Origin of the sequence: Bacillus bruguierae (genome assembly GCF_037104725.1) — a bacterium.
Classification (GTDB): domain Bacteria; phylum Bacillota; class Bacilli; order Bacillales; family Bacillaceae_G; genus Bacillus_A; species Bacillus_A bruguierae.
Genome location: NZ_JBAWSX010000012.1, coordinates 37,260 through 55,424, shown reverse-complemented (window position 1 = coordinate 55,424; position 18,165 = coordinate 37,260). Strand labels below are relative to the sequence as shown.

Sequence of the window (18,165 nt, the reverse complement as noted above, 5' to 3'; positions counted from 1 at the left end):
ATAGAGCACAGGATTCTATATTTTTATATTTATTCATAAAGATTTTCTTTTATACACGAACATTTCTCTGCATAACCCAATACACAGGATGTAACGTTGTTCAAAAGGATGCAACTAATAATACTATTTTTATTTTTACTAAATACTTGCATCTAAAAATTTTTTAAAAAAGACTATTCTTTTTCTACAATAGCATTTATAATAGGACACAGTATTATATATATTCATTTTCATATTTTTATATTCATTCATAAGGATTTTTCTTTATGTACGAATAATTCTCTGTATAACCAAAAACACAGAGTTTAACGTTGTTCGAAAGAATAGAACTTATAGTATTATTTTAATTTTTATTAAATAACTATACCTTGAATTTTCAAAAAAATGACAAAATTTCATTAAAAAACACCTATTCTTTTTCTACAATAGAATCTATAATAAAAATAAGATTTTAGAAATACATATATTAGCATTAATTGAAATGTTTTACTTCTTATGTACCAGTAATTCTCTGTATAACCAAATATACAAAGTTTAACATTATTCAAACAGATGCAACTTATTAATACTATTTTCATTTTTATTAAATACTTATATCTGTAATTTTCGGAAAACTGACAAAATTCAACAAAAAATACCTATTCCCTTTTCTGAAATAACATTTATAATAGAGTTAAAATATTACAAATTTTCTAATTATTTAATCTTTTTTTGCGAAACTTTTATAGATATTCCAAGTAGTACTCTTTTACCAACAACAAGTGTAATAAAAACATAAGATTTTCTATACTAAATTTGATAAATGGCGGTGGATGAAGAAATGAAACAAAAAATGTTAGCAAAATGGTTTTCTATATTAAGTGTGCTTATTATATTGTTAGGAGTTTCTGTTCCACAAGCAAAAGCCGAGATTGTACATAAGGAAAAATATCAAATGAAGTGGAGTTATAGTAAATCAAAAAATCGAGAAATTAAAGCAGGAACTCTTAAAGGAGCATCAGGAAGTATCGAATATTGTTTATCATTAAACCTACCTTCTCCTAATGGACAGGATTTACCTGAAATGGGGAGAGCAACAGACGAGGTATATCGTGTACTACTAAACGGATATCCGCAAAAAAGTCCAGTGGAATTAGGTGTATCTACACCAGCGGAAGCACATTACGCAACTCAATTAGCTGTATGGATTGTTCTTGGACAATTACAAGTAGATGATTTAGTACCACAAAATCAACAGGTACATACTCTTATGAAACAGTTAGTTGAAAAATCTAAGCATGGGGCAGAATCTCAAAAAGTATTTTTCAATGTAACTTCTCCTGATTCACAAAACGTAAAACAAAATGGAGACTATTTAGAAACAGGTTTATATACAATTCAAACAAATGCAGTTTCTGGAACATATACAATTGAAGGTGAAAATGCACCTGCAGGAATTCAACTTTTAAATGAAAATGGGGAAAAGAAAACTACATTTTCTATTAATGAAAAATTTAAGATTCTAATTCCTAAAAATACAGCTAGCGGAGATTTCAAGTTCAAAATAAAATCAAACCTAACAAATTTACAGGCAATTACGTTTGATGGAAAACGAACTGTTCAAAATACAGCTACATTATCTCAAAGAAGTAAGGAAGAAGTGAGCACAGAGTTAGTAGTAAAATGGGAAACACTAGGATCTTTAAAAGTTATGAAATCCGATGAAAATAAACAGCCTTTAAAAGGTGCTATATTTGAAGTTTCCAATGAAAAAGGTGATATCAAACAAAATATTACTTCCGATGATACAGGTGTTGCTGAATTACATCAACTTCCTATCGGCACTTACATCGTAAAAGAAGTTCAAGCTCCTGAAGGATATGTGCTTGATCCTACAATTAAGAAAGTAGAAGTACAAACAAATGAAAATTCTTTATTAGAAGTGGAAAATAAACATATACAAGGTGAATTAGAAATCTCAAAAGTTGACTTTGCAGATCACAATAAGAAGCTTCCAAATGCTGAATTTACTATATACAATCAACAAGGTCAAGAAGTTGCCAAAGGTAGAACAGATGCAAACGGTCTTGTAACATTCAAACTACCTTATGGAATATATACATATAAAGAAACATTTGCTCCAGAAGGATACATACTTAGTGAAAATACTTTCTCTTTTGAAATAAAAGAAGATGGTCAAATTGTTAAACACGTAGTAGAAAATAAAGAGAATCCAACACCTGAGATACCAACACCTGAGGTACCAGAAGAAACGCTTGGATCTTTAAAAATTATGAAGTTCGATGAAAATAAAAAGCCTTTAAAAGGTGCTGTATTTGAAGTTTCCAATGAAAATGGTGATATTAAACAAAATATTACTTCTGATGATACCGGCGTTGCTGAATTACATCAACTTCCTATCGGCACTTACATCGTAAAAGAAGTTCAAGCTCCTGAAGGATATGTGCTTGATCCTACAATTAAAAAAGTGGAAGTACAAACAAATGAAACTGCTTTATTAGAAGTGGAAAATAAACATATACAAGGTGAACTACAAATCTCAAAAGTTGACTTTGCAGATCAAAATAAGAAACTCTCAAATACTGAGTTTACTATATATAACCAACAAAGTCAAGAAGTTTCCAAAGGTAAAACAGATGCAAATGGCATGATCACATTCAAACTACCTTACGGAACATATACATATAAAGAAACATTAGCTCCAGAGGGATACATACTTAGCGACAATACTTTCTCTTTTGAAATAAAAGAAGATGGTCAAATCGTTAAACATATTGTGAAAAATCAGAAGAAACCTATACTTGAGCAACCAAAAGAAACGCTAGGATCTTTAAAAATTATGAAGTTTGATGAAAACAAAAAACCTTTAAAAGGTGCTATATTTGAAGTTTCCAATGAAAAAGGTGATATCCAAAAACATATCACATCCGATGATGCAGGTATTGCTGAATTACATCAACTTCCTATCGGTATTTACATTGTAAAAGAAGTTCAAGCTCCAGAAGGATATGTGCTTGATCCTACAATTAAAAAGGTTAACGTACAAACAAATGAAAACGCTTTATTAGAAGTGGAAAATAAACGTATACAAGGCGAACTACAAATCTCAAAAGTTGACTCTGCAGATGACAATAAAAAGCTGTCAAATGCTGAATTTACTATATACAATAAGCAAGGCCAAGAAGTTGCCAAAGGTAAAACAGATGCAAATGGTGTTATCACATTTAAACTACCTTACGGAACATATACATATAAGGAAACATTAGCTCCAGAGGGATACATACTTAGTGAAAATACTTTCTCTTTTGAAATAAAAGAAGATGGTCAAATGATTAAACATACAGTGGAAAATCAGAAGAAACCAATATCCGAAGTACCAAATCAACCAAAAACTCCGGATAAAGAAATGACAACAAACGTACAACATGTAGAGAAAACAGTTCATGTAAAAAAACTAAATCAATCAGAAACTCTAAATAAAGAAATTAAACCAGACCCACAGCATGTAGAGAAAACAGTTGATACAAAAACACCGGACATGCAGCATATAGAAAAAACAGTTAGTAAGAATACAAAATCTTTACCATCTACAGGATCAGAATTTCCAATCTTACCTCTTTTAGGAATTGGATTTATCATGGCAGGAATTTACGTATTCAAAATGAGATACTAGAAAAATTACTTTTTTTAAGAAAAATTTTCTGAATCTTTCAAAGAATTCGATTTAAAAAATAAAAAGCAAATTCTATAATGATTTCTACTTATAAATAGAAATTTATCCCGCTATTTTGGGGCAGTAATACTGCCCGTAAAAGCCCAATTGGGAGGGCTAATAATCAGTGGGGGATGAAGAAAACCCCCACTGATTAAAGTTTCACTTTATAAGATCACAATATTTCTTGCAGTACTAGTTACGAAATACAAAGTAAAGCCTCCCTCTTTCTCTATATAGGAAGGGGGAGGTCTGCTTAATTGTTATATTGTTTTTCATACTCTAGGTACTTTGTTTTCGCATTTTGAGTATTTTCTTCTTTATTACTGAATCCTACTAATATTTGTTGAATATGTGTTAACATCTTCCCCTGATCATTTCTTTTCTCGTAATCCACGGATATCCTTAATTCATCTATTTCCATAGGTTTTTCTTTTACATCTTTAGCACAGTTAAAATAAATAACAATTGAAGCTGTACCAAATTTATCATATTGTAAATGTAATTTGTCATTAATAATTTGTTGAAACTGCGATTCTGTTAAACTGTACGAAATTCTATTCGGCTCGTCGAATCCTTGTCTATCATCTTTTGGCTTTAATTTTCCAATTCCTTGTAAACGATCTATAATTAATTTAACTGGTAAAACATCAAGATTTGAATTTGAGCTTTGTGCTTGTCCATTTTTATACATGAAATTCGTACTATATACTTCATCTTTTTTATAACCATCATCTTTATGTGCTTTATCAGCATTCTCTATTAAATCTGTTGTAGTTTGCTTTGTAGTACCGTATATATTTCTTTCTTTCAAAAAGTATATTCCATCTGTTGATTGATATAGTCTTTTAGTATGAGTGCCATCCTCTTTTTCCTCAATAACAGATTGTATACTTTGTTCTTCTACATGTGCATACCCATCATCACTTGGAGTCATTACCGTCTGCATATCCCCTTCATCTAACTCTTTTACTAATCTTTCATACTCAATTTTCGTTCCTCCTAAACTACATCCACCTAATAAAGTTGCTACTATTGTTATAACAAGCAGCACTTTAGCTTTCTTTTTCATACAGTCACCTCTTTTGTTACCCTTGGCATTCTCAGTTTGGCTATGTTTCCTTTAAGATTTAGGAAAATTAATACAAGCAGCACCACTATATAGATTATCATTCCAATCAACAAAAATAATTTTGTTTTAGTAAAAAACGAGGCAGCCTCTCCTTTCAATCTATATCCTCCATGTTTTGTACTTTCATAAGATTAACTCCCTCTATATTTATTTGATTAAGAACTAGTAATTAACTATTAAGAATGTAATAATTACCACTTTTTTACATCCATCTTATTTTATTTCTTTTTGTCTTTCTTTTCCCTTTCTTTATACCACTTTAGCCTTTCCAGCCTTCTTTTTTCACGCTCTTCCCATGTAATGTTGAATGATAGAAATTTAAATCGACAATATACCAATAGGACGAATTCTGCTGATACAACGGCGAATACATATAATATTATTGTTTGTATAACATAGATTGCCATTTGATTAAATGCATAATTAAGGTTTTAAAAAATTAATACAAGCAGAACCATTACACAAATTATCATTCCAATCAATAGAAGTAATTTCGTTTTAGTAAAAAACGAGACAGCTTCTCCTTTCAATTTATATCCTCCATGTTTTGCTTTTTTAAAAACATCAATTGTTGCTACAATGTGAGTACAGATTGCCCCCAATAGTATTAAACCAATATAAAACAATGTTTTATTGTCACACGAAAAATCAAATATCTCTTCAACCACCATAACGATAAATGGTAATGTTGCTAACTGAAAAGAATAAAATAAAGTCACAATGGTTTGGAGTTTCTGTAATTTAAAAGCAACCTTTGGAGACATGTATATCATTAAAAAAATGAACTCCAAAATATATAACCTTACCTCAGTTCGTACAATTATCTTCTCAAAAGGATTTAAAGAAATCTTATCACCACTTATCAGAAAAGCTAAAAACATGATAAGCATTGGTATAGAAGTATATACAAAAACTCCACCAAAAAAGGTTATTATATTATCGGGACTTAATCGGTTTCTATTTTCAATTTCGAAAAGACCTAAATCCTCTTCCTTTATTTTTAACATTTATTTACTACCTACTTCCTAATTTTGAATGCTATTAGTTCAACTTAAAAATATGTTTAAAGCATATAAATCCATTTTAATTTTTCAATATCTAAGTAGCTGCTATGCAGAACAAAACATAAACTGCACTTACTTTCTCTCTTTGTTTTAACCCTCGTATGTAATAGGAAGATTTTAAGCATAGCCAGATTCTCTCGCTCTCCTAAAGGCTTTTATGCCACTTTCTTCATTTTGTATTTATACAGTAAGAATGAAACAATTTTCTTTGTACATCATCCACTCCTCTCTCTAAATATATAGAAATTTTATTTTTTTAAATAATCATAATAAATACGACCATTATTAATTTTCTGAATCCAATGAATAAGAAAATAGATACTCACCTGAGTACCTATTTTCTTGGCTATTTACCTTACATATAAAAAATAACAGCTAATTATAACAATCTATTTACTAGGAACCTGCGACAGACGTTCCTCATAATTTTTAGATAATAAAATATTGAGAAGGCCTAGCATATTGTTTGTCTCTTGTCGCGCCTCCTCGTATGCTTGGGAAAAGGCTGCTTTATTCTCTTTTAGGTTTTCTATGTTTGCTAACTTACTCCAACTTTTTTTCAGTTTATCATTCTTTTGAAATAGCCCTTGGTCTACTTCGCCTTGCGCAACAGGAGCCATATAATCAAATTCTCCACCTTTTCGCAAGTATGTAAGTGCCGCTGTAATCTCAGCAGTATTTGAAAAATCTCCCTTTCTTGCAGGAGCTTCTAGCACACGAAGTGCAGGAACTGATGCATATACTGCTTTTACAAGTGCCCTTTCTAAATTTGTTATTTCATCCCATGATTTATATTGAAAAGAAGGATTTTCTTTTACTGTCATAAACGCATATCCTTCTTTCACCAAATCCGGTGATAAATTTTCAAGTGGTTCTTCTGTACGAATGTTAACAACTGAATCACCATAATTAGATATATCAGTCACTCGACTATTTTCACTTGTAACACGGCGAATGGGATGATCCGTGTAAAGTATGTAGCCGCGTTTATCAATATGTTGCTGAAGTTCTTCTACTGTTGTTTGTATACCAATTTGTCCATCTTTCTTTTCTTTTTCTGTAGTGACTTTCTCTGTTTTATCAGATGTTACATGTTCCTTTTGAGACTCCGTTTTCTTCTCTACTGGCTTTACTACTTCTTTTTCCTCGCAAGCAGATAATGTTAATAATGCACCCACTAACATTGTGTTTACTAATATTTTTTTATATTTCATACGAGCACCCCCCTCCATTATTATACATACTTACCAAAAAAGAGGGGAGTTTTCTTTTTAGTAAAACTTCACATGATCCTCACGACATTTTTTGTTTTCAGAAAATTACAAAACTTTACAAAAAAACCACCTATTCTCTTTTTCGAACAACAAGTACAATGAAAATATAAGATTTTCTATCCATAAAATTTGGTAAATGGTGGTGGAGAATGAAATGAAACAAAAGATGTTAGCACAATGGGTTTGCATGCTAAGTGTACTTATTATGTTGCTAGGAGTTTCTGTTCCACAAGTTAAAGCCGAAGTTATTCATCGTGAAAACTATCAAATGAATTGGAGTTATAGTAAATCAAAAGACAAAGAAATTAAAGCGGCATTATTCAAAACTGGATCAGGGAATGTCGCATATTGTTTAATACTAGGCCTACGTACTCCTAACGGTGAGGATTTGCCAGAAATGGGGAAAGCAAGTGATCCAGTATATCGTATACTATTACATGGATATCCACAAAAAAGTCCCGCCGAATTAGGTGTATCTACCAAAGAAGAAGCACATTATGCCACCCAATTAGCGATATGGATTGCTATGGGACAATTACAAGTAGATGATTTAGTGCCCAAGAATCAAAAAGTACACACTCTTATGAAACAATTAGTCGAAAAATCTAAAGATGAATCAGAATCACAAAAGATTGTTTTCAATGTAACCCCTGCTGAGCCCCAAACCGCAAAACAAAATGGAGACTATTTAGAAACAAGTCTATATACAATTCAAACAAACGCAATTTTTGGAACATATACAGTTCAAACTGAAAATGCACCTCAAGGAACCCAAATCTTAAATGAAAATGGGGAAAAGAAAACTACATTTTCTATCAAGGAAAAATTTAAAATTTTAATTCCTAAAAGTACACCTAGTGGAGATTTCAAATTCAGATTAAAATCAACGTTAACGAATTTACAAGCCATTGCTTTTGATGGAGGAAAAATCGTTCAAAATGTAGGCGTATTATTACAAAGAAATAGCGAAAACATTAGTACAGATTTAGTCGTAAATTGGGAAACACTAGGATCTTTACAAATTATGAAATTAGGAGAAAAGAAACGACCTTTAAAAGATGCTGTATTTGAAGTTTCAAATGAAAAAGGTGATATCAAAAAAAATATCACTACAAATGATAAAGGCATTGCTGAATTGCATCAACTTCCTATTGGAACTTACATCGTAAAAGAAATTCAAGCGCCTGATGGCTATATATTAGATGCTACGGCTAAAAAAATTGAAGTAAAAACAGGTGAAACTGCTTTACTAGAAGTTAAAAATGAAAATATACAAGGACAACTAGAAGTATCAAAAGTTGACAGTGAAGATAACAATAAGAAACTTCCGAATGCTGAATTTACTATCTATGATACGCAAGGAAAAGAAGTTGCAAAAGGGAAAACCGATAAAAACGGCACTGCCACATTTAAACTTCCTTACGGCAAATACACCTATAAAGAAACTTTAGCTCCTGATGGCTATGCTCTTAACAAAGAAACTTTCTCTTTTGAAATTAAAGAAAGTGGGCAAATTATTAAACATACAGTGAACAATAAAAAGATTTCTGGAGAATTCATTATCTCAAAAGTTGACAGTGCAAATAACGACACGAAACTTCCGAATGCTGAGTTCACTATCTATGATATGCAAGGAAAAGAAGTTACAAAAGGGAAAACCGATAAAAACGGTACTGCCACATTTAAACTTCCTTACGGCAAATACACCTATAAAGAGACTTTAGCTCCTGATGGCTATGTTATTAACGAAGAAACCTTCTCTTTTGAAATTAAAGAAGATGGGCAAATTATTAAACATACAGTGAAGAATCAGAAAAAGCAACCATCAGGAACACCCACACCAAATCAACCACAAACTCCGAATAATGAAATTTCAACAAATACGAAGCTTATAGATAAGCCTATAAGTAAGAATAGAAGGTACCTTCCATCTACTGGAATGAAATTTTCGTCCTTACTTCTTTTCGGAATCGGATCTATTATTGCAGGAGGCTATCTGTTAAAAATGAGACAAAAAGTGTAAGAGAAACTATGATACTATATATAAAACAAAAGAAGATAATCAACTATATAGTAGGTGATTATCTTCTTTTCTCTTTTAATGGACTTTTTTAATGACCTTAGATTTATAAGACTGTTTTGCTATTTTCACTTTATTTATGTAATAACTATATTTTTGTAAACGTCAAGTAACTTCAAAATATACAATAAAGATTGATTTTAGAGTTGCTTGACGTTTACCTTCGTACTGTTTCCAAGTCTTATAATCACCATTGTTTGCTGATACAGTATACTCGGTCATGAGAGAATACAAAGTAAAGGCAACTGTAATAGGTATAATCAACAATACTTTTAATATCATGTTCCATACGTTTTTACATTGTTTAACTTACTTGGTTAATGGCGTTCTATTACTAAATCCTCATAATCATATCTAGGGTCTAGTTTAACCTCACCTTTATACTTAATTACATGAATCTTATTGCCTAATAATGCTTTATCATATGTTTCTTGCTTTACCCATACCTTTTTAAGTTCATTATCTACGTATAATGTCAATGTAGGGTGCTCAAATATGATATGCTCCTTTTCGATTTGTCTGTCTATAACAGTCACCTCCATAGGCTTACCGTTACGAATTAGTTCTTCATCTTGAAACCCCTCAATTACAGAAAGTACAACAAAGAGTAAAACGAAAAGACTAATGTAAATCCAAGTCTTCTTTTTATTCTTTTTCTTTTGTTTTTTACTTTTTCTTTTGCCTTTTCTTTCCCCCTTTTTATATAACTTTAACCTTTCCTGTCTTCTTTTTTCATGCTCTTCCCATGTAATATTGAATGACGGGAATTTAAATCGACAATACGCCAATAAGACAAATTCTGCCGATTCAATAGCAAACATATATAATATTATTGTTTGTATAACATAAAACTCCATGTTATCAAATGCATAATTAATGTTTATAAAAATTAATACAAGTAGAACCACTACATAGATTATCATTCCAGTCCATAAAAATGATGTCGCTTTAGTAAAAAACGAGACAGTCCCTCCTTCCAACTTATATCCTCCATGTTTTGCCCTTTTAAAAACATCAATTGTTTCTACAATGTGAATACATATTGCCCCCAATAGTATTAAACCAATATAAACCAGTGTCTTATTGTTATATGGAAAATCAAATATTCCTCCAACCACCATAACCATAAATGGTAATGTTGCTATTTGAAAAGAATAAAATAACATCACGATGGCTTGGAGTTTCTGTAATTTAAAAGCAATCTTCGGAGACATATATAGCATTAAAAAAATGAATTCCAAAACGTATAAATTTAGCTCAGTTAGTAGAACTTTCTTCTCAAAAGGGCTTAAAAAAATCTTATCACCACTCAGCAAAAAACCTAAAAATACGATAAGCATCGGTATAGAAGTATATATAAAAACCCCCCAAAAAAAGATTTTTACATTATCAGGACGAAATCGATTTCTATTTGCTATTTCGAAAAAATCTAAATCCTCTTCCTTCATTTTTAACATTCATTTACTACCTACTTTCCAATTTTGAGTGCTATTAATTCAATTTAAAAGTACGGTTAAAGCATATAAATCCATTTTAATTTTTCAACATATAAGTAGCTGCTGTGCAGAACAAAACATAAACTGCACTTCCATTCTTCACTCTTATCCCTAAATAGATAAAACATTACTTTTTTCGAAACAGTTATAATAAATAAAACTATTATTAATTCTCTAAATGCGATAAATAAGAAAATAGATACTCACTTGATTACCCATTTTTGTGGCTATTTACCTTACACATAAAGTGAAACTTCCATCAGTGGGGGGGCTTCCTTCCCCACTGATGGTTAGTTGAACCAATCGGGCTTTTACGGGATAAAAAATAACAGCTAATTATAACAATCTATTTAATTTAATAATTCCTTATTCAATTTTTCAGCTTTATATAACTCTTCTAATGTTGTACGGTTATAAACGCATGTCCTTCTTTCACCACATCTGATAATAAATTTTCAAGTGGTTCTTCTGTACGAATGTTAATAACCGCATCATCATAATTAGATATATTAGTTGCCCAATTATTTTCACTTGTAACACGGCGAATCGGATAATCCGTGTAAAGTATGTAACCACGTTTATCAATATGTTGCCGAAGTTCTTCTACTGTTGTTTGTATACCAATTTGCTCTTCTTTCTTCTCTACTGGCCTTACTACTTCTTTTTCCTTGCAAGCAGATAATGTAAATAACGAAGCTGTTAGCATTGTGCTTACTATTATTTTTTTAAATCCACACAAATCACCCCTATTATTATACATAATTAACAAAAAGAGGGTAATGTTCTTTTGAAAATTGGATTTATTATTGCAGCGGATTATGTGTTACAGATGAAGCAAAAATATAATAAAAAACACGCCTTGAATAAAGATGCGTTTTCTATTATTCTTACCCCTTGTCCTGGGCTGATTTATTAAATGATAAAATAACTATTCATCATCATTTCAAATTCTACCAATTAACTTCTGACACCCTGGCGCTTCTCTCCTTTAAATTTCCATTCAAATAATTAACATTATCATAGTGTCCTTACACACATTATTAGAAATAAAGATATCATTATGGTACTTTTCTCTTTGACACGCTCTGTCGTTTACACATAGGCGGGGCAATTGTTTCTTTAGCCCTGATGTTTCATATTTGTTAATGGTTAAATCTCGCATGGCTCGTGTAAAAGCATCCATGTACTTCATTTTCAGTGTCGATGAGTTGTCCTACTTTGCTGCTAGAATCATAGGGCACACAGAAATAATACCGAAATCATCTCTTTAACACATACTCTTAAAAATCTTTTCATTTATTAATTTTATTAGTGATAGTATTTATACCTTCAAAATAATATATTTATTATCTTGGTTTTTAATTTTCTTTTTCATCATCACCGAATATTTCTACAAATTCTTCATCAGTCATTTCATATTCCACATCAATATGAGTATATCTAGATATACCGTTATTATCTAACACAAATTCAACGTCTAATTTTTCATCTGAAATTACAATCGTAAACTCATCAGAGCCCTCATAATAATTATCTTCTAAATCTGAAAGAACCAGCCATGCAAATCCTTTTACATTATAAAAACTTTCATAAAATTTAACTGATTTATTAGTATCATCACTAATAACTCCTGGTATTTTATAACTTGCTTGATATTTCTGAGCTATTTTTAAAGCTTCACTGGCTGTAATAGTAGTTTTCATTGTTCACTCTCCTTTCATTCTGTGACCCCTTTCTAATCATTTTAAGACCATTTATCCTCTATATTTATATAAACATTATTATAAGTTAGCTTTTTCTTTTCTCCTTTATTAACTTTTAAGTTAATCTCATATTTGAATGTTTGATAACTGTTATAATTCATGTTATCAATTTCTTCTTCTTGAACATATATTTCATATGTACCTATGCAATAATTAATAATCTCAACAAACATGTCTAAAATTTCTTTGTGTGTCATACATCTAAGATTGCCCTCATATACAACATTATAAGCAGTATCACTCGAAGTATAGTTTACTTTCGTCTTATCATCGATAAACATAATTTCTGTATCCAGAATAAATATTGATGTTTGACAACCTATGAAATTAACAAAGAATCCTTCTCTTTCTCCATCTAAACATACAGTCTCAATTGTTTTATCTAAATCTCCTGGAATCTCCTCATCATCTGATACAATTCTAATATCAACATCCGGATTCATACTCAAAGGCTTGACAAAATATCTTAATATCTCTTCATTTGTAAACTTCATACAATGCTCTGCTTCTTGATATAATTCTTCTTTTCTCACTTCTTAAACACCGTTCCTTTCATAAAATGGCTAATTAATTTTAGTAATGCCACAGGAACTATCACAGCCGATGAAAAGGGCTGGATTTACTTAATGGCATAACTACCAAATACCTCAACCATTATCTGAATTGGTTTCATAGTTAAATTTCGTAGTGATCATACAGCAGTTAGCAAAATGATTGTGGAAAGTTTATTATTCCCGACTGATACTACTTATGATAAACTTAAATTATCTTATTTTACAAATAAAACCAATTAAGACATCTAAAATAGGGAATTGTTAATTGTTTGTGATACTGGAGGGGAAAATTGACTACTATCTATGTAAAATGGGGAGAATCAAGAGTTAAATTAACTTGGGAAAAGAACAATAAACTCCCACAAAATGATTTAATTACAAGTGTACGCGGCTTTTGTTTTCAAGGGAATAAATTATTATTGGTTGATTTAAACCATAGAGGATGGGATTTTCCAGGAGGACACATCGAGTCGGATGAAACTCCAGAAGAATGCTGTAAACGTGAAGCGATGGAAGAAGGTTATATAGAGGGAGAATGCGAGTTGTTAGGACACATAATCGTTGACCATAGTGAAAATCCACTCTGGAATGAAACTAGTCCTTATCCTAAAATTGGCTTCCAAGTATTTTACAAAATGCATATAACAAAACTGCATCCATTCGAAGCTAAATATGAATCTGCACAACGTAAGTCTGTAAATCCTAATGAGACATCCTCATATCATCATGAATGGAACAGTCTTTATCAAGAAATATTAGATTGTGCTTTACAATAGCAATATAAAAAGACCCTCAAATCAAGAAAAGTCTTTTTATATTATCAACAATATTTATTAACATCGCCTTTTGCTTATTTCTATCATTCTATTTCTAACATCATCGTTATACATTTTTATACCTTGATTCGATAATTTTGGTTAATAGATTAATAAAATCTTATAAATCTAATACCATTTTTTCTTCTACTATTCTATCTACTTCATTCTTCTTTATCCATTTATGAAATACAGAGCGTTCTATAAATTCCATATTTAACTCAGCCCCTACTTCATAATTAGGAGTATAAATTAATATGCTATCCTCTTTTTCTGATATAACTTGAAACTTGTAACCTTTATAAAAACAATCAGTCTGTATAGAATATATTTCTTCAACAGCATCTCTTTTTACAATTTTATAATTGATTTTATCATCTAATTGTAGTTTAACGTTTTTACTTTCTTTGTCATAATTAAGAACTTTATACTGTTTACCCATATATAAAGTATATGTACCAAGTAACATACATAACTCCTCCCTGTTTATTCTAGCATGAATTTTATTTCTAACCATCCTGAGTTACAACATCTATTTTATTACCACCATCATGAATTCTATAAAGAATAATGTTTTCACCGAATTTTTTTTATGAATATTAAGGAAATTGCGACCGTCAAGTAGGTTACACCATTATATTGCGACCACCAATTTCTGCATCTGTTCCTACATACGTTATTACAATTTCTCCTGTTGTATTATCTTTAAAAGAACATGCTGCAAATCCTGTATTTCCATCTACTTCATGATATATAAGCTCTGTATTAAAATTTGCTTATAATACTTCTTTATTCGTTTCACTTGATTGATCATACGGATATTTCCCCGCCCTAAAATCATAGATATCCCGACCAGCTATCTCCAATTTACCCCAATCAGAATTTATCTTTAACTTTTTAGTCTGCTCCTAATCATTTATTATTTTTGTACTGTGCTTTATAATCTACATATTCTTTTTTGGCGTCTTGATTGTTATCTTGTTTTCTATTAAAGTATGTGTGTATCTGTAACGCATATCTTACTAAATTCCCCTCGTCACTCTTTTTCTTGTAGTCTACATCAATACTTAATTCCAGTATCTGCTTTGGATTTTTTGCGCCGTCAAGATGAAGTACAATTGTCGCCCCACTGTATTCGTCATATTGCATTTTTAGCTTGTCATTAATAATACTTTGAAATTCTGATTCAGTTAGTTTATATCCAACTGTATTAGGCTGATCAAACTTTTTGATATCATCGCCTGACTTCATCTTTAGTTTCCCTATTCCTTTTAACCGATCCACAATTAAGTTAACGTAAGAAACATCAACATTAGAATCACTTTGTACTTGCCCATTTCTATACATAATATTTGTACTATAAACGGTTTCTTTTTTATAATTTTCGTTTGTCCCTTTTTCCTTTGGATTTTCTATATCAGTAGCAATTGTTTGTGTTGTATCGCCATATAAACTTTTATCTTTCGTATTATATACACCTTCCGTAGTTTGACGGATTATTTTACTATGCTCTCCATCTTCTTTTTCTTCGTACGCACAATATATACCTCTTTGGGTCACATGTGCATACCCATCATCGCTCGCAGACATAACCTTCGTCATATCTCCTTCATCCAAGGCCTTTACAAATGGTTCATATTTAATCTTCGTTTCTCCTAAACTACATCCGCCTAATAAAGTTGCTACTATCGCCATAACAAGCAGCACTTTAACTTTCTTATTCATATAGCCACCTCTTTTGTTACTCTCTTGGCATTTTCAATTTGATTATGTTTCCTTTTTCTCGTTTACTTCGCTTTTTCATACGCACAATTTAAATAAACCTTCCCCTTTCTTGATATAGAAAGGAGAAGGTTTATAATTATTATTCCTTCGTTTCAGCTACCTTATCTGTCTGTTCTTTTTTCTTTGGTTCAATTACCTTTTCTACAAACTCATTACGCCATATTTTAAACTTAGCTGCAAATTGGCCTTCAATTTTATTTCGGTATCCTTCAAATTGAACTTGTACAATATCTGAATGGTTAAAGAGCTTATATGTTTCTCCCGTCAAACCTAATGGAAGTAACACTCCTCCATAATCGTAAAATGTTTTATCCTCCAATAACAAACCTCTTGTTGTAATAACATAATCTACATCTTTATCAGAACTTAATCTTACTACACTTCCTAATGGTAATACCGTCTCCATATAATCTTTCATATTAATTAACCGTCCCTTTTAATACGTTAATTTTTTCTTCTATCTTTTGTCGTTTTCTTTCTAACTGATGAATACGATCGGTGAATGCATCTCGTGTTTTCCCTTTCATATGTGTATCAATGCTGCTCTCTAAACTTCTAATATCTGTTGTTAAAGACGCTGCTGCATTTTCAAGTTGTTTCACTACACCCAATATTTGATCTCGTCCGCCGTTATCCGAAAATGTACTATGAACTTTACTCATAATCAAATGCAAATCCATAACATTTCTCCTTACTTATATGTTCTATAAATATCTGAAACTTTCAAACTAATTTTAGAACCTATCAATAATATGCTACCGTCCCTAACTCTCCATCTTTTGCTATCATGGAAGTAACTGCAGAGGAAACATCCTCCTTTAATTCGCTTAAATCTTTTGCTAGCTCCTTCACATCTTTAGAAATTTCACCAAGCAATGAACGATCTACGCCTTTTCTGCTATCGCTCATAAAAAGAGTAAGAAGTGATTGACGATAGCCTCTTATATGACTTTCTACGACTGCTGTAATATTTGTATCGATGACAAAATCACCTTTAAACACATCCACAATATCTTTCAAAAGAGATGGTGCTACTTCTCTTGCGATTGCCATAATTTCACCTGGGTTCAAATACACCATAAGAGCTCCCGCAAAAAAATCTATCGCTGCATTAAAGGCTGCTTTTAATACTTCTAACACTTTCTCTTTACATGTAGCTAATCTTGTTTCAATCAAGTCGATTGCTGCATCTACTGCTTTACCGATTTCATTTATAGCTAGTGTACTAAATTCCACAACCTCTTCTTTAGCTGCACCTACTGCATCACCGATTTTACTTATAGCTTGTGTACCAAATTCCACAACCTCTTCTTTAACTGCATCTACTGCATCACCGATTTTACCTATAGCTTGTGTACCAAATTCCACAACCTCTTCTTTAGCCGCATCTACTGCATCACCGATTTTACTTATAGCTTGTGTACTAAATTCCACAACCTCTTCTTTAGCTACATCTACTGTCTTACTAATCTCATTTACTACGTCTTCATAAAACTGAATAGCAGTCGCTTGTGCTGACGATAACGCACTTTTCACCTGAGAAACTAAAAGTGGTGCATCCCTTATCATTAGAAATTCAACAACAATAGGATGCCTCATTATAGAAGAAGCTATTAGTCCTTCTATGTATTTATTGGATTTGTTTCCAGTAAGCGCTTCATATAAAATACCACCATCCTCACAAAGTTCCAGAGGGGTTAGTTTATTATCCAAACCTGTATCATTAAAATCAGCAGGTTGTTGAAACCGAATAAGCTTCCTATCATTATCAAACTCTGATTGCCTAAAAGCTTCAGAATGTCTCTCATCGTTAGGCATCATATATATTTTTCCTGGTATGACCATGTCCGTCGCCCTCGCAACTATATGCAGTGGATCCTTCTTATTGATTACATTCCTGATATTTTCCATATCAAATACATTACCTTTTACATCCTTATCCGGAATAGGGGCAGGATTTAATGTCAATACCTCAATGTTATCCCCACGATGACGAACTGCTACATCATTTGCAAGCCCCCCGCCCAATGAATGACCAATTATGGTGATTTTAACATTTGGGTGATCTTTTCTTACTTGTTCGTAAAATTTATTAGCTTGTTCCACTTGATCTGGGGTTAAATTGAGATGCAACATGTTATATAGACCTAGTGCACCATCCGTTTTTAAATCCCCAAAAGAATCTTTGGACGGCTGTGTCCCAACAAAGGAGATAACTATTTCTCCTGTAGTAGCATCTTGCAAAGCATAAGCGCCAAAACCCAGTTCTGGATTGCTAGGCCTGCTAACACCACCAGTTAGCTCTTTAGCATTATACTTACGGAATAATTCATCCTCAGACATCTTTCCCTCATCATATTTATAAATTCCTGTACCCGCTAATACTAACTTTCCTTCGTCTGTACTAATCTTAGTAACCCTGTCTCTAGAATAACCATCGTCCTTGTTGGCTGGCTTTAGTTTCCCTATATCCAAATCAGTTTTAGACAT

Annotated in this window: 14 protein-coding genes and 3 pseudogenes; 4 read left to right on the top strand and 13 right to left on the bottom strand. The window is 31.6% G+C overall.

Annotated elements, in window-relative coordinates:
• Positions 1 to 820: 820 nt before the first annotated feature.
• Positions 821 to 3,673: a SpaA isopeptide-forming pilin-related protein gene (locus tag WAZ07_RS18360; RefSeq protein WP_336473592.1), complete on the top strand. Its 2,853-nt coding sequence runs from the start codon at positions 821 to 823 to the stop codon at positions 3,671 to 3,673.
• Positions 3,674 to 3,968: 295 nt separating this feature from the next.
• Here WAZ07_RS18360 and WAZ07_RS18355 read toward each other — a convergent pair whose 3' ends face one another.
• The 3 genes and pseudogenes from WAZ07_RS18355 to WAZ07_RS18345 form a co-directional block, all read right to left on the bottom strand.
• The gene (locus WAZ07_RS18355) at positions 3,969 to 4,784 is read right to left on the bottom strand and encodes a DUF3952 domain-containing protein (protein ID WP_336473591.1); all 816 of its coding nucleotides are present in this window, start codon (positions 4,782 to 4,784) and stop codon (positions 3,969 to 3,971) included.
• Between the two features lie 278 nt (positions 4,785 to 5,062).
• Positions 5,063 to 5,851 (bottom strand): annotated as a pseudogene (locus WAZ07_RS18350) (hypothetical protein).
• Between the two features lie 446 nt (positions 5,852 to 6,297).
• Entirely contained in the window at positions 6,298 to 7,122 is an 825-nt protein-coding gene (locus WAZ07_RS18345) for a hypothetical protein (protein WP_336473590.1), read from the bottom strand.
• A 214-nt stretch (positions 7,123 to 7,336) separates the two neighbouring features.
• On the opposite strand from WAZ07_RS18345, the gene WAZ07_RS18340 reads away from it, so the two are divergent.
• Complete coding sequence (locus WAZ07_RS18340; RefSeq protein ID WP_336473589.1) at positions 7,337 to 9,205, top strand: SpaA isopeptide-forming pilin-related protein; 1,869 nt, start codon at positions 7,337 to 7,339, stop codon at positions 9,203 to 9,205.
• A 722-nt stretch (positions 9,206 to 9,927) separates the two neighbouring features.
• Here the strand turns inward: WAZ07_RS18340 and WAZ07_RS18335 are convergent.
• Both WAZ07_RS18335 and WAZ07_RS18330 read right to left on the bottom strand, forming a co-directional pair.
• Positions 9,928 to 10,719 (bottom strand): annotated as a pseudogene (locus WAZ07_RS18335) (hypothetical protein); the annotation flags it as partial.
• Positions 10,720 to 11,155: 436 nt separating this feature from the next.
• Complete coding sequence (locus WAZ07_RS18330; RefSeq protein ID WP_336473588.1) at positions 11,156 to 11,497, bottom strand: EexN family lipoprotein; 342 nt, start codon at positions 11,495 to 11,497, stop codon at positions 11,156 to 11,158.
• Positions 11,498 to 11,545: 48 nt separating this feature from the next.
• Here WAZ07_RS18330 and WAZ07_RS18325 point away from each other — a divergent pair, with 48 nt between their 5' ends.
• Complete coding sequence (locus WAZ07_RS18325; protein WP_336473587.1) at positions 11,546 to 11,674, top strand: hypothetical protein; 129 nt, start codon at positions 11,546 to 11,548, stop codon at positions 11,672 to 11,674.
• 442 nt (positions 11,675 to 12,116) lie between these two features.
• Here WAZ07_RS18325 and WAZ07_RS18320 read toward each other — a convergent pair whose 3' ends face one another.
• A complete protein-coding gene (locus WAZ07_RS18320) occupies positions 12,117 to 12,461 on the bottom strand; it encodes a hypothetical protein (protein WP_336473586.1) in 345 nt (114 codons plus the stop codon).
• Between the two features lie 41 nt (positions 12,462 to 12,502).
• Positions 12,503 to 13,054: a hypothetical protein gene (locus WAZ07_RS18315; protein ID WP_336473585.1), complete on the bottom strand. Its 552-nt coding sequence runs from the start codon at positions 13,052 to 13,054 to the stop codon at positions 12,503 to 12,505.
• Between the two features lie 311 nt (positions 13,055 to 13,365).
• Between WAZ07_RS18315 and WAZ07_RS18305 the strand changes: the two genes are divergently transcribed.
• Positions 13,366 to 13,851: an NUDIX hydrolase gene (locus tag WAZ07_RS18305; RefSeq protein WP_336473584.1), complete on the top strand. Its 486-nt coding sequence runs from the start codon at positions 13,366 to 13,368 to the stop codon at positions 13,849 to 13,851.
• Between the two features lie 160 nt (positions 13,852 to 14,011).
• Here WAZ07_RS18305 and WAZ07_RS18300 read toward each other — a convergent pair whose 3' ends face one another.
• The 6 genes and pseudogenes from WAZ07_RS18300 to WAZ07_RS18275 form a co-directional block, all read right to left on the bottom strand.
• On the bottom strand, positions 14,012 to 14,359 hold the full coding sequence (locus tag WAZ07_RS18300; protein WP_336473583.1) for a hypothetical protein: 348 nt from the start codon (positions 14,357 to 14,359) through the stop codon (positions 14,012 to 14,014).
• A gap of 166 nt (positions 14,360 to 14,525) precedes the next feature.
• Positions 14,526 to 14,777: pseudogene (locus WAZ07_RS18295) on the bottom strand (lipase); the annotation flags it as partial.
• Positions 14,778 to 14,802: 25 nt separating this feature from the next.
• On the bottom strand, positions 14,803 to 15,615 hold the full coding sequence (locus WAZ07_RS18290) for a DUF3952 domain-containing protein (RefSeq protein WP_336473582.1): 813 nt from the start codon (positions 15,613 to 15,615) through the stop codon (positions 14,803 to 14,805).
• Positions 15,616 to 15,754: 139 nt separating this feature from the next.
• Positions 15,755 to 16,093: a DUF4176 domain-containing protein gene (locus WAZ07_RS18285; protein ID WP_336473581.1), complete on the bottom strand. Its 339-nt coding sequence runs from the start codon at positions 16,091 to 16,093 to the stop codon at positions 15,755 to 15,757.
• A gap of 1 nt (position 16,094) precedes the next feature.
• A complete protein-coding gene (locus tag WAZ07_RS18280) occupies positions 16,095 to 16,355 on the bottom strand; it encodes a hypothetical protein (protein WP_336473580.1) in 261 nt (86 codons plus the stop codon).
• Between the two features lie 64 nt (positions 16,356 to 16,419).
• On the bottom strand, positions 16,420 to 18,165 hold the full coding sequence (locus WAZ07_RS18275; RefSeq protein ID WP_336473579.1) for a lipase family protein: 1,746 nt from the start codon (positions 18,163 to 18,165) through the stop codon (positions 16,420 to 16,422).